This window comes from Pseudomonas sp. 102515, assembly GCF_031085165.1.
In the GTDB taxonomy this organism is placed as follows: domain Bacteria; phylum Pseudomonadota; class Gammaproteobacteria; order Pseudomonadales; family Pseudomonadaceae; genus Chryseomonas.
In genome coordinates this window covers 449,470-461,719 of record NZ_JAVHTY010000003.1, presented here as the reverse complement: position 1 = coordinate 461,719, position 12,250 = coordinate 449,470, and the positions used below count along the sequence as shown (strand labels likewise).

The following is a 12,250-nucleotide window of genomic DNA, read 5'->3' as shown; positions in this document are numbered from 1 at the left end:
TATCAAGTCCGCACGGAAGCTGCCGTTATCCCGGACTGAACTGCTAACCTTGCGCGCCTCTTTTCCCTTTATCCGGCGCGCATTTCGAGAGAGGCCTGCTATGGAAGACGTCATCGAACGCCTGCGTGAAGAAAACGAACCCGTTCCCGTACCCCTGGAGCTGCCCGACGAAGACCTGCTGGTCGAGATCGAGGAAGAACTGCTCATCAGCCTGCCGCCGGAATTCCGTGAATTCCTGCTGACCGTCAGCGACGTGGTCTATGGCCGTATCGAGCCGGTGACCGTCACCGATCCCCAGTCCCATACCTACCTGCCGGAAGTGGCAGCCACCGCCTGGGACGAAGGCCTGCCGCGGGAGTACATTCCCCTCTGCGCCAGCGACGACGGCTACTACTGCGTCAGCCAGGAAGGCGAGGTACTGTTGTGGGAAGACGGCGACCTGACCGACGAATCCTGGGATTCGGTCTGGATCTGGGCCCGCGACGTCTGGCTGGAAGGCTGACCGGGCCGGTACTGAACGACCCTGCCCGACACGGGTCTGGATAAGGCCATTACTCCGGAGGAAGCGTCATGAGCACTCCCGTCGTCCTGATCACCGGCGCCGCGGGCGGCCTCGGCCGCGCCCTGGCGCAACGCTTCGCCCAGAGTCGCTGGCGCGTTGCCGCCGCCGACCGCGATGCCGAGGGCCTGCATGGGCTGAACGGCATCGTCGGCCTGGATTCCAGCGTGACCGCCGATATCTCCAGCGCCGAGGGCTGCCGGTCCCTGGTCAGCAAGGTCATGGCCCGTACCGGGCGCCTGGATGCCCTGATCAACGCCGCGGGCATCTGGCGCGAAGGCGAGGTGGAGACCTTTACCGAGGATGACTACGACCTGGTGATGGCGGTCAATCTCAAGGCCACCTTCTTCATGTGCTCGGCGGCCATTCCCTTCCTCAAGGAAAATCGCGGCGTCATCATCAATGTCGCTAGCGGAGCCGGGCGTCAGCCCATCGCCGGTGCAGCGGCCTATGGTGCCGCCAAGGCAGCGGTGCGCTTCTTCAGCCAGAATCTGGCGGTGGAACTGGCGCGCGATGGCGTGCGGGTCAACGCCGTCTCGCCAGGCGACATCGACACCCCCATGCTGGACTTCCAGGCTGCCCACTACGGCAGCGGCGATCCGGCGGGCTATCGTCGCAACCTGCTCAATCGCTATCCCCAGGGTGAGACCGCGCGCTTCATCCAGCCGGAAGAGGTGGCCGAGTTCGTCTATTTCCTCTGCCAGCCCCAGGCGGCGGCCATTTCCGGCGCCGACCTGCCCATCGACTTCGGGCTTTCCGCTGGCCGTTGATGGCTGTGACAGACGGCGTCGGTGCGCCGTCTACAGGATTTCCCCCCTCGAGGATTCGCCCATGGAAGCCGGCAACCACCAGTTGAGCATGACCATCCTGATGACCCCGGACCTGGCCAACTTTTCCGGCAATGTCCACGGCGGTGCCCTGCTCAAGTACCTCGACGAAGTGGCCTACGCCTGTGCCAGCCGCTATGCCGGACGCTATGTGGTAACCCTGTCGGTGGATCAGGTGATCTTTCGCGAGCCGGTGCATGTCGGCGAACTGGTGACCTTTCTCGCCTCGGTGAATTACACCGGGACCACCTCCATGGAGATCGGCGTCAAGGTCATCACCGAGAATATCCAGCAACGCTCGGTACGCCACACCAACAGCTGTTTCTTCACCATGGTGGCGGTGGACGAGCACGGCAAGTCCTGCCCCGTCCCCCAGCTCGAACCGGTGACCGCGGACGAGAAGCGACGCTGTGTGCAGGCCCAGCAGCGCCGGCAGATCCGCCGGGAACTTCAAGAGCGCTATCAGGCACTCAAGGAAACCTTTTGAGTTTTGCCGGCTAGGTCGCCGTCGTTCGACGGCAGCGGCTCCAGGATCTGGCAATCCAAATCCCTGGAGCCAGCATGTCCCACGACACCCCTCTGATATCCACCCTGGCGATCGGCCTGGTCCTGGCGTTCGCCTTCGGCACCCTGGCCACCCGCCTGCGCCTGCCGCCCATCGCCGGCTATCTACTCGCCGGGGTGGCCGCCGGACCCTTCACGCCTGGCTTCGTCGCCGATCCCAAGCTGGCAAGGGAATTGACCGAGATCGGCGTCATCCTGCTGATGTTCGGCGTGGGTCTGCACTTCTCCATCAAGGATCTGCTGGCGGTCAAACGCATCGCCATCCCCGGCGCCATCGTGCAGATCGCCGCCGCCACCCTGATGGGCATGGGCGTGAGCCATTTCCTGGGCTGGGGCCTGGGCAGCGGCCTGGTCTTTGGCCTGTCGCTGTCGGTGGCCAGTACCGTGGTGCTGCTGCGGGCGCTGGAAGAACGGCAGATGGTGGAAAGCCGGCGCGGACGGATCGCCGTGGGCTGGCTGATCGTGGAAGACCTGCTGATGGTGCTGGCCCTGGTGGTGCTGCCGGCGCTGGCAGGCCCTCTGGGGGGTGACGGCGGTGAAGAGCAGGGTGAGAGTCTGGGCCTGGAACTGGGCCTCACCGCGCTCAAGGTCGGCGCCTTCATCGCCCTGATGCTGTTGGTGGGCCGGCGAGTCATCCCCTGGCTGCTGGCCCGGGTGGTCCGTACCGGTTCCCGAGAACTCTTCACCCTGGCGACCCTGGCCATCGCCATGGGCATCGCCTACGGCTCGGCCTCGCTGTTCGGGGTGTCCTTCGCTTTGGGCGCCTTCTTTGCCGGCGTAGTGCTCAACGAGTCGGAACTCAGCCACGACGCGGCGGAGAATTCGCTCCCACTGCGCGAAGCCTTCGCCGTGCTGTTCTTCTTTTCGGTGGGCTGCCTGTTCGATCCGGAGATCCTGCTGGAGCAACCCCTGGCGGTACTGGCCACGGTGGCGGTCATCGTCTTCGGCAAGTCCCTCGCCGCGACCCTGATCGTTCTGGCCTATCGCCGACCGCTGAGCGTGGCCCTGACCATCGCCGCCAGCCTGGCGCAGATCGGCGAATTCTCCTTTATCCTGGCCAGTCTCGGCCTGTCGCTGAAATTGCTCGACCAGGGCGCTCACGACCTCATCCTGGCCGCCGCCATCATCTCCATCATCCTCAATCCACTGCTGTTTCACGGCATTGATCGCCTGCAGCCCTGGATGGAACGCCGCGAAGGCCGGCGGCTGATCAATGCCAAGGGCAAGCATGCCCCGGAACTGGACGACGAACCCGAGCCGGTCGAGCAGAGCGGTCATCTGGTGCTGGTGGGCTATGGGCGGGTGGGTCGTTACATCTGCGATCGCCTGGACTTCCAGGGTCCGCCACTGATCGTCATCTCGGACGAGCCCGAGCACGTCACGGCGCTACGCCAGCAGGGCGTCAAGGCGATCCTCGGCAATGCGACCCAGGACAAGGTGCTGGCGCGGGCCAAGCTCAAGGAGGCGCGGGCGTTGCTGCTGGCGATTCCCAACGGCTTCGAAGCTGCCGAGATCGGCCGCCGGGCGCGTGAGCTGGCGCCGGATCTGCACATCCTCGCCCGCGCCCATCACGACGACGAGATCCGGCATCTCGAAGCCAATGGCGTGGACGAGGTGATCATGGGCGAACGCGAGATCGCCCATGGCATGTTCCGCTATCTGGGCCTGGAGCGGCCCGGGGAGCACGAGGCACAGCCCAGGGGCCTGACGACCTAGCGGCGCTGGATCTTGAAGTTGAAGGTCTTGGTCGCCTTGCGCGGCACGATCTGACCGCCGGAGACCCGCGGGGCGAAGCGCCATTCGCCCAGCACCTCGAGCACGGCTCGCTCCAGTTGCTTGTTGGAGGCTTCCAGCACCTGGATATCGGCCAGTCGACCGTCCGCGGTCACGGTGAACATCACCCGCACCTCGCCACCCACACCGCGACGACGCAGCATTTCCGGATATTCCGGCGGCGTCATCTTGACTGGCCGGATATCGGCGTCGTCGATGCTGCCGGTAGGCAGGCCCGCAGTCTTTGGCGGGCCGGACGGCGCCGCGGCCGGTGCCGGCTGACTGGGTGCGGCGGTGGCCGCAGGCGTGGGTGCCGGTGACGGCGCGGCCTGGGCGACGGGCTCCGGTGCGGGCTCGACCTTTTTCGGCAGCGGCTTCTGCTGGCTGTGTGCGACCGGCTTGGGCTTCGGCTTGGGTTTGGGCTTTTCCACCACCGGCTTGGGCGGCTCCACCGGCTTTGGTGGTTCCACGGGCTTAGGTGGCTCCGGGGGCGGCGGTTCGGGTTGTGGTGGCGGCGGCGCTGGTGGTGCCGGGGTCGGCGCCGGGGGTTCAGGAACCGGCTTGGGCAACTGGATGAAGCTGACCTGCATGGGTTCGTCACCCTTGGCGATCTTCAACTCCGGCGGCGCCTGGACCACCAGGAACAGGGCCGCTGCCATGCTGGCGTGCATGATCAGCGACAGCGCCGAGGCGGCGCCCCAGCCGCGGCTACGCGGTGGTTGCTCGCCCGGTTCGGCAGCGCCTACCGGAGTCAGCACCGGAGTGAGTATCTCTTCGTTACGCTCGGGCATGCGGAACGACAGGATGGTGGCCGAAGGCTCGCTTCGCTCGGCATTGACTCCTGCCACCGGCTCCACGTCGCCGGCCAGGGCGGCCCTGACGGGTCCCTGGACAGATTCCATCTCGTCACCGTCGGAACGCGCGGCAATTACGAGGGGTTCAGGCTTGGCAAGCGACGTTGGAGCCATGGGAGCGATACGCAGAGGAAGTAAATTTAATAATCATTATCATTAACTGAACAAATTTGGCAACCTCAAATATCGCGAATGGTCCCGCACAGCTCCTTTTCGAGAGCCTCTAGATCCGGCCTCTCCTCTAGGATCAGCTCTAGCCGGTTGTCACGCCGCCATAGGGTCGGTTCCCAGCGACCTTCTCCGGCGAGACCATTGTAGGCCTGCCAGCCGTCCGCCAGCTGCAGGACCGCCTTCAGTCTGAGCAGGCCAGGCAGATCACCCAGCAGAGCCAGCAGCGCCGGCCCATCGAAGCTGTGGCTGGGATGCCAGCGCCAACCGGCGGCCTGGTGCCCCTCTTGGGTATGGCTGAAGCGCAACGGGCGCCCGGGTAGCAACAGTGCCTGCGGACCGGACGTCGCCACGGGCTCGGGCAACTCGCCGTCACTCAGGGCCTCACTGTCAGCCAGGGGTAGTTCGGCCAGGGTGATCCGCCCGCCTTCGGTCCAGGACAGCGGCCGGTCGCCCAGTTGCGCAGGCAGGAGTGTGCGGTCCAGACCGGCACTCTTGTTGAGCACGACCAGACCGGCCTGCTGCAGCGCCTGTTGCTGGGCCTCCGGCAGGGGCTGGCGTTTCAGCACTTGCCGGGCATCCACTACCCAGACCAGGGGTTGCAGGCTCAGCACCCCGGCCCAGGGCGAGGCCTGGAGTTGCCGATAGAGGCTGGCGGGATGGCCAAGACCGGAGGGTTCGATGAACAGCCGCTGCGGCCGGGCGCGCCGTAACAGTCGCGTGAGAGCCACCTGCAGGGGTACGCCCTGGATGCAGCACAGGCAACCGCCCGGGACCTCGGCAATACTCAGGCCCTCGTCGTCCGGGGTCATGAGCGCCGCATCGAGTCCGACCTGGCCGAATTCATTGACCAGGATCGCCCAGCGCTCATGGGCGGGACGCTGGGCGAACAACTGGCGGATCAGGGTGGTCTTGCCGGCCCCCAGAGGACCGGCGATCACATGGGTCTTGATATCGGCGAGGCGCATGGCGAGAGGTCGAATGCTAGAGTGGCGATTTGATCGAGGAGATGGGCTGGAATGTGGCGATCGCTGATCCCTCTGCTGCTGTTGCCGTCACTGGCACTCGCCGATGCCTGCGTGGTCCGCAGTCGTCAGGGCAGTGTGGACGTGCAGATCTGCCAGAGCAACATCGACATCCCCGCTCAACTATTTCGTGACGGCTTCTGCCAGCCGCAGCTCAAGAACCAGCAGACCGAAGTCCGCTTCGTCGATCGCTGTCCGGTGGGCGAGATCGGTATCTGCCAGGGTGCACGCAGTCCGGGCGTGCCCTATCGGCAGGACATCCACTATTACGGCGAACCCGGCGACGGCCGTTTTCTGGCCGTCGCCTGCAGCCAGCAGAATCAGGGCAGCTGGCGCGTGCCCTGAGGTTCCACGTGGAACCGCTTATTCCACGGTCACCGACTTGGCCAGGTTGCGCGGCTGATCCACGTCGGTGCCCTTGAACACGGCCACGTGGTAGGACAGTAACTGCAACGGGATCGTGTAGAGGATCGGCGACAGGGCGTCATGAATGTGCGGCATGGGCACGATCCGCGTCCCTTCGCCTTCCTCGAAGGCAGCGCGCTCGTCGGCGAAGACGATCAGCTGACCACCCCGCGCGCGCACCTCCTGCAGGTTGGACTTGAGCTTTTCCAGCAGCTCGTTGTTCGGCGCCACCGTCACCACCGGCATGTCGGCATCGACCAGGGCCAGGGGGCCATGCTTGAGCTCGCCCGCCGGATAGGCCTCGGCATGGATGTAGGAGATTTCCTTGAGCTTGAGCGCCCCTTCCATGGCCACGGGATACTGTTCGCCACGCCCGAGGAACAGGGTGTGGTGCTTCTCGGCAAAGGACTCCGCCAGCTTTTCCACGGTCTTGTCCATGGCCAGGGCTTCATCCAGGCGCGCCGGCAGCCGTCGCAGCTCGGCCACCAGCTCGGCTTCGACACCGCCATCCAGGCGTTGCTGGCAGCGGCCCAGGCTCAGGGTCAGCAAGAGCAGCGAAACCAGCTGGGTGGTGAAGGCCTTGGTCGAGGCCACGCCGATCTCCGGACCGGCCTGGGTCAGGAAGCTCAACTGGGATTCGCGCACCAGGGAGCTGGTCGCCACGTTGCAGATCGCCAGGCTGCTCAGATAGCCGGATTGCTTGGCCATGCGCAGGGCCGCCAGGGTATCGGCGGTCTCGCCGGACTGAGAGATGGTGACGAACAGGGTGTCCGGGCTGACGGCGACGCGGCGATAGCGGAATTCGCTGGCCACCTCCACCTGGCAGGGAATGCCCACGTATTCCTCGATCCAGTAGCGCGCCACCGAGCCGGCATGGAAGCTGGTACCACAGGCGACGATCTGTACCTGGCGCACCTTGGCGAACAACGCGGACGCCGACGGCCCAAAGGCCTCGGGTAGTACCTGCCCATCACCCAGGCGCCCTTCCAGGGTGCGCTGGACCACGCTGGGCTGCTCGTGGATCTCCTTGAGCATGAAATGACGATAGGCGCCCTTGTCGGCCGCCTCGCTGCCTTCGTGGTACTGCACCGTCTCGCGCTGGACCGGCGTGCCGGTCACGTCCCAGAGCTTGACCTGATCCAGACGGATCTCGGCCACGTCGCCCTCTTCCAGGTAGACGAAGCGATCGGTCACCTGGCGCAGCGCCAGCTGATCGGAAGCCAGGTAGTTCTCGCCCAGGCCCAGGCCGATCACCAGGGGGCTGCCGCTACGGGTCGCCACCAGGCGATCCGGCTGCTGGCGCCAGACCGCCGCCAGGCCGTAGGCGCCGTGCAGCTCCTTGACCGCCAACTGGAGCGCCATGGTCAGGTCGCCGCTGTCCTGCAGTTTGAGGTGCAGCAGGTGGACAATGACCTCGGTATCGGTCTGGGAGGTGAAGACATAGCCCTGAGCCTTGAGCTGGGCGCGCAGGGCATCGTGGTTTTCGATGATGCCGTTGTGCACCACCGCCACGTCACCCTGGGAGAAATGCGGGTGGGCATTGGCTTCGGTGGGCGCACCATGGGTAGCCCAACGGGTGTGGGCGATGCCCAGGCGACCGGCCAGAGGATCGGCCAACAGCGCCGTTTCCAGTTCGCTGACCTTGCCGATGCGGCGCAGACGCTGCAACTCGCCCTGGGCATCCAGCAGGGCGAGGCCGGCGCTGTCGTAGCCCCGGTATTCCAGGCGCTTGAGACCCTCGACCAGAATGGCGGTGATGTTACGCTCGGCAATGGCGCCGACGATTCCACACATGCTTACCTCCCGTTGCCGGTTTATCCACAGCGACCCGGCGGGGCCGGCTGTGGATGACCTGATTGTCTAGTTTTCCACAAGGGCGCAGACCACCTGCACCCCCCGGTTTTCGATCGCCCGGGCCGCCTCGGCGGGCAGGCGCTCATCGGTGATGAGCACGTCCACCCTTTCCCAAGGTAGTTCCAGATTGGGAATTCGCCTGCCCAGCTTGCTCGCTTCGGCCATGACCACCACTTCTCGCGCCACTTCGGCCATCACCCGCGACAGCGACAGATGCTCGTTGAAGGTGGTGGTGCCGCGCTCCGGATCGAGGCCGTCGGCGCCGATGAACAGCTGGTCGAAGTCGTAGGAGCGGAGCACCTGTTCGGCGACCTGGCCCTGGAAGGATTCCGAATGCGGATCCCAGGTGCCGCCGGTCATCAGCAGCATGGGTTCCTGCTCCAGTTCGCGCAGCGCCATGGCCACCTGCAGGGAATTGGTCATAACCACCAGCCCGGGGCGGCGATCGAGTTGCGGAATCAGCGCCGCCGTGGTGCTGCCGCAATCGATGATGATCCGTGCATGTTCACGCAGGCGCTGGGCAGCGGCCCGGGCGATGGCCTGCTTGAAGGGCGACGCCTGGGGCGGTGCCTCGGCCAGCAGTTCCTGGGGCATGGCCACCGCGCCGCCGTAGCGACGCAGCAGCAGGCCATTGCGCTCAAGGGCGGCCAGGTCCTTGCGGATGGTGACCTCGGAGGTCTCCAGCCGACGGGCCAGCCCGTCCACGCTGACCTCGCCCTGCTCCTGAAGCTGGGCGAGGATGGCGTGACGGCGCTGCGCGGTGTTGCGACGGGTCATAAATTTCGATTCGAAAGATAATGGATCGAATCAAAACCTAATAGCGAGCAGCCGTCAAGTCTCGGAGGTCTTCTTCGGCCGCTGCCAGCCGGTCTTGTTGACCTGCCGGGCCCGACCCAGGGCCAGGGCATCAGCGGGCACATCTGCCGTAATGACCGAGCCTGCCGCCGTGGTCGCGCCCGCACCGAGGCTAACCGGTGCCACCAGCGAACTGTTGGAACCCACGAAGACATCCGCGCCGATTTCGGTTCGAAACTTGTTGGCCCCGTCGTAGTTGCAGGTGATGGTGCCCGCCCCTATGTTGCTGTCCGGGCCAATGCTGGCATCACCCAGGTAGCTCAGGTGCCCGACCTTGGCCCCAGCCTGCAGATGAGCGTTCTTCAGTTCGACGAAGTTGCCCACATGGGCCTTGCTGCCCAGTTCGCTGCCGGGTCGCAGACGAGCGAAGGGACCGACGTCGGCGCCCTCCCCTACCACGGCGCCGTCCAGATGACTGTTGGCCTTGATGATGGCGCCGCGCTTGAGCACGCTGTCCTTGATCACGCAATTCGGACCGATGCTCACGCCATCTTCCAGCACCACCCGACCTTCGAGAATGACATTGACGTCGATGGAGACATCGCGACCCGCCTCGACCTGCCCGCGCTGATCGAAGCGCAGGGGATCCAGCAGGGTCACGCCCTGCAGCATCAGGCGCTCGGCGGCGCGTTGCTGGAAGTGCCGTTCCAGCTGCGCCAGTTGCCGGCGATCGTTGGCGCCCTGCACTTCCATGGCATCCGCCGGCTGGCTGGTGGCAATGGTCAGGCCGTCCGCCACCGCCAGGGCGATGACGTCGGTCAGGTAGTACTCGCCCTGGGCATTGCGGTTGGACAAGCGGCCCAGCCAATCCGCCAGTCGCTGACCGGGTACCGCGAGGATGCCGGTATTGCCTTCGCGAATGGCGCGCTGGGCGTCGCTGGCGTCCTTGTGCTCGACGATGGCGGTTACCCGTCCCTGGTCATCGCGCAGGATGCGGCCATAGCCGGTGGGATCGTCCAGCTCCACGGTCAGCAGCGCCAGGTGATCGTCATCCACTTGCTGCAGCAGGCGCTGCAGGGTCTCGGTCTGGATCAGGGGGACATCGCCATAGAGGATCAGCACCCGCTCCGCCGTCAGCGCCGGCGCCGCCTGGGCCACGGCATGGCCGGTGCCGAGTTGCTCGGCCTGGACCACGAAGCTCACGTCGTCAGCGGCCAGCTGACTGCGGACCTGGTCGGCGCCATGACCGATGACGACGTGGATGCCGGCCGGCTGCAGCTCACGGGCGCGATCGAGGACATGCCCCAGCATGCTGCGACCGGCCACGGGATGCAGCACCTTGGGTAGAGCGGATCTCATGCGGGTGCCCTGGCCAGCAGCCAGGATGACGATTTCCAGGGACATCGGAACCTCGGAGACAGGAGGAAGAAACGGGCCGGCGACCAAAGGCGGCAGGCGCCTTCCGAATCCGACCACGCGAAATTTCTCGCCCACTTTTCGGGCGACAAAAGAAAAGGGTAGCCGAAGCTACCCTTGTCGTTACAGCCTGACCTTGCGCTTAGCGCTTGGCCTGCCGCTTGAGCTGCTGGATGGTGCGCAGCTGGGCGGCGGCTTCGGCGAGCTGAGTGGCGGCAGCGGTGTAGTCGAACTCCGTGCCCTTGTCGCTCAGGGCTGCCTCGGCGCGCTGCTTGGCTTCCAGAGCGGCAGCTTCGTCGATGTCACCGGCGCGGCTGGCGGTATCGGCCAGCACTTCGACGACATTCGGCTGCACTTCCAGAAAACCGCCGGAGATGTAGAACACCTCCTCGGCGCCTCCGGCCTTGACCAGGCGGATGGGGCCCGGTTTCAGATCGGTAAGCAGCGGCGCATGGCCCGGGGCGATACCCAGATCACCCAGGTGGCCGTGGGCGATGATCATCTCCACCGCGCCGGAGAAGATTTCCCCTTCCGCGCTGACGATGTCGCATTGGACTGTCTTGGCCATAGCGTGCCTCTAAGAGCGCCCGTCGCCGGGCGCGGCAGTTACAGTTTCTTGGCTTTCTCGATGGCTTCGTCGATGCCGCCGACCATGTAGAACGCCTGCTCGGGCAGGTGATCGTAGTCGCCACGCAGGATCCCGGAGAAGCCGGCGATGGTGTCCTTGAGGGACACGTACTTGCCGGGCGAACCGGTGAAGACCTCGGCCACGAAGAACGGCTGTGACAGGAAGCGCTGGATCTTACGAGCACGGGATACCAGCTGCTTGTCGGACTCGGACAGTTCGTCCATGCCCAGGATCGCGATGATGTCCTTCAGCTCCTTGTAGCGCTGCAGCACGTACTGGACGCCGCGAGCGGTGTCGTAGTGCTCCTGGCCGATCACGTTCGGGTCCAGCTGGCGCGAGGTGGAGTCCAGGGGATCGACCGCCGGGTAGATACCCAGGGAGGCGATGTCACGGGACAGAACCACGGTGGCGTCCAGGTGGGCGAAGGTGGTCGCCGGGGACGGGTCGGTCAAGTCATCCGCAGGGACGTAGACGGCCTGGACGGAGGTGATCGAACCCAGCTTGGTGGAGGTGATGCGCTCCTGCAGGACACCCATCTCCTCGGCCAGGGTCGGCTGGTAGCCCACCGCGGACGGCATACGACCCAGCAGCGCGGACACTTCGGTGCCGGCCAGGGTGTAGCGGTAGATGTTGTCGACGAACAGCAGGACGTCACGGCCTTCGTCACGGAATTTCTCGGCCATGGTCAGACCGGTGAGGGCCACGCGCAGACGGTTGCCCGGCGGCTCGTTCATCTGGCCATAGACCAGGGCGACCTTGTCCAGAACGTTGGAGTCCTTCATCTCGTGATAGAAGTCGTTCCCTTCACGGGTACGCTCGCCCACGCCGGCGAACACGGAATAACCGCTGTGCTCGATGGCGATGTTACGGATGAGTTCCATCATGTTGACGGTCTTGCCCACGCCGGCGCCGCCGAACAGGCCGACCTTGCCGCCCTTGGCGAAGGGGCAGACCAGGTCGATGACCTTGATGCCGGTTTCCAGCAGGTCGTTACCACCGGCCTGCTCTGCATAGGACGGGGCCTTGCGGTGGATTTCCCAGCGCTCTTCCTCGCCGATGGGGCCGGCTTCGTCGATGGGGTTGCCCAGCACGTCCATGATACGGCCGAGGGTCTTGACGCCGACCGGGACCTTGATGGCCTCGCCGGTGTTGCCCACGTTCAGGCCACGCTTGAGGCCTTCGGTGCTACCCATGGCGATGGTACGGACCACCCCGTCGCCCAGCTGCTGCTGGACTTCCAGGGTGGTTTCGGCACCCTGCACCTTGAGGGCGTCATAGACGCGCGGTACCGCGTCGCGCGGGAATTCCACGTCGATCACGGCGCCGATGATTTGTACGATACGTCCGCTACTCATTTCGCGTTCCTCGAATGTTTAAGCTGT

Annotated in this window: 12 protein-coding genes; 5 read left to right on the top strand and 7 right to left on the bottom strand. The window is 65.3% G+C overall.

Translation table 11 applies throughout. From position 1 onward, the window contains the following. Positions 1-100 precede the first annotated feature (100 nt). The 4 genes from RCF34_RS13500 (at position 101) to ybaL (ending at position 3,666) form a co-directional block, all read left to right on the top strand. Positions 101-502, top strand: a complete 402-nt coding sequence (locus tag RCF34_RS13500; RefSeq protein WP_133860206.1) for an SMI1/KNR4 family protein — start codon at positions 101-103, stop codon at positions 500-502. Between the two features lie 68 nt (positions 503-570). Next, on the top strand, positions 571-1,329 hold the full coding sequence (locus RCF34_RS13495) for an SDR family NAD(P)-dependent oxidoreductase (RefSeq protein ID WP_027598710.1): 759 nt from the start codon (positions 571-573) through the stop codon (positions 1,327-1,329). 61 nt (positions 1,330-1,390) lie between these two features. Next, positions 1,391-1,873 carry an acyl-CoA thioesterase gene (locus RCF34_RS13490; protein WP_308708618.1) on the top strand — a complete coding sequence of 161 codons (483 nt, stop codon included), beginning with the start codon at positions 1,391-1,393 and terminating at the stop codon, positions 1,871-1,873. A 74-nt stretch (positions 1,874-1,947) separates the two neighbouring features. After that, positions 1,948-3,666 carry a YbaL family putative K(+) efflux transporter gene (ybaL, locus tag RCF34_RS13485; protein WP_308708617.1) on the top strand — a complete coding sequence of 573 codons (1,719 nt, stop codon included), beginning with the start codon at positions 1,948-1,950 and terminating at the stop codon, positions 3,664-3,666. Here the strand turns inward: ybaL and RCF34_RS13480 are convergent. Both RCF34_RS13480 and RCF34_RS13475 read right to left on the bottom strand, forming a co-directional pair. Further along, complete coding sequence (locus RCF34_RS13480; protein ID WP_308708616.1) at positions 3,663-4,625, bottom strand: energy transducer TonB; 963 nt, start codon at positions 4,623-4,625, stop codon at positions 3,663-3,665. The two genes, ybaL and RCF34_RS13480, sit on opposite strands and share 4 nt — an antisense overlap. Before the next feature lie 131 nt (positions 4,626-4,756). After that, a complete protein-coding gene (locus RCF34_RS13475; RefSeq protein ID WP_308708615.1) occupies positions 4,757-5,713 on the bottom strand; it encodes a CobW family GTP-binding protein in 957 nt (318 codons plus the stop codon). A gap of 51 nt (positions 5,714-5,764) precedes the next feature. On the opposite strand from RCF34_RS13475, the gene RCF34_RS13470 reads away from it, so the two are divergent. Continuing rightward, complete coding sequence (locus RCF34_RS13470; RefSeq protein WP_308708614.1) at positions 5,765-6,115, top strand: NADH:ubiquinone oxidoreductase; 351 nt, start codon at positions 5,765-5,767, stop codon at positions 6,113-6,115. Positions 6,116-6,133: 18 nt separating this feature from the next. Here RCF34_RS13470 and glmS read toward each other — a convergent pair whose 3' ends face one another. The 5 genes from glmS to atpD form a co-directional block, all read right to left on the bottom strand. Continuing rightward, the gene (gene glmS, locus RCF34_RS13465) at positions 6,134-7,969 is read right to left on the bottom strand and encodes a glutamine--fructose-6-phosphate transaminase (isomerizing) (protein ID WP_308708613.1); all 1,836 of its coding nucleotides are present in this window, start codon (positions 7,967-7,969) and stop codon (positions 6,134-6,136) included. A gap of 66 nt (positions 7,970-8,035) precedes the next feature. After that, positions 8,036-8,806 carry a DeoR family transcriptional regulator gene (locus tag RCF34_RS13460; protein WP_308708612.1) on the bottom strand — a complete coding sequence of 257 codons (771 nt, stop codon included), beginning with the start codon at positions 8,804-8,806 and terminating at the stop codon, positions 8,036-8,038. A gap of 54 nt (positions 8,807-8,860) precedes the next feature. Then, positions 8,861-10,228 carry a bifunctional UDP-N-acetylglucosamine diphosphorylase/glucosamine-1-phosphate N-acetyltransferase GlmU gene (gene glmU / locus RCF34_RS13455; RefSeq protein ID WP_308708611.1) on the bottom strand — a complete coding sequence of 456 codons (1,368 nt, stop codon included), beginning with the start codon at positions 10,226-10,228 and terminating at the stop codon, positions 8,861-8,863. Between the two features lie 154 nt (positions 10,229-10,382). Continuing rightward, the gene (locus RCF34_RS13450; protein WP_007160117.1) at positions 10,383-10,808 is read right to left on the bottom strand and encodes a F0F1 ATP synthase subunit epsilon; all 426 of its coding nucleotides are present in this window, start codon (positions 10,806-10,808) and stop codon (positions 10,383-10,385) included. A gap of 38 nt (positions 10,809-10,846) precedes the next feature. Beyond that, complete coding sequence (atpD, locus tag RCF34_RS13445; RefSeq protein ID WP_059228664.1) at positions 10,847-12,223, bottom strand: F0F1 ATP synthase subunit beta; 1,377 nt, start codon at positions 12,221-12,223, stop codon at positions 10,847-10,849. Between the last annotated feature and the right edge of the window lie 27 nt (positions 12,224-12,250).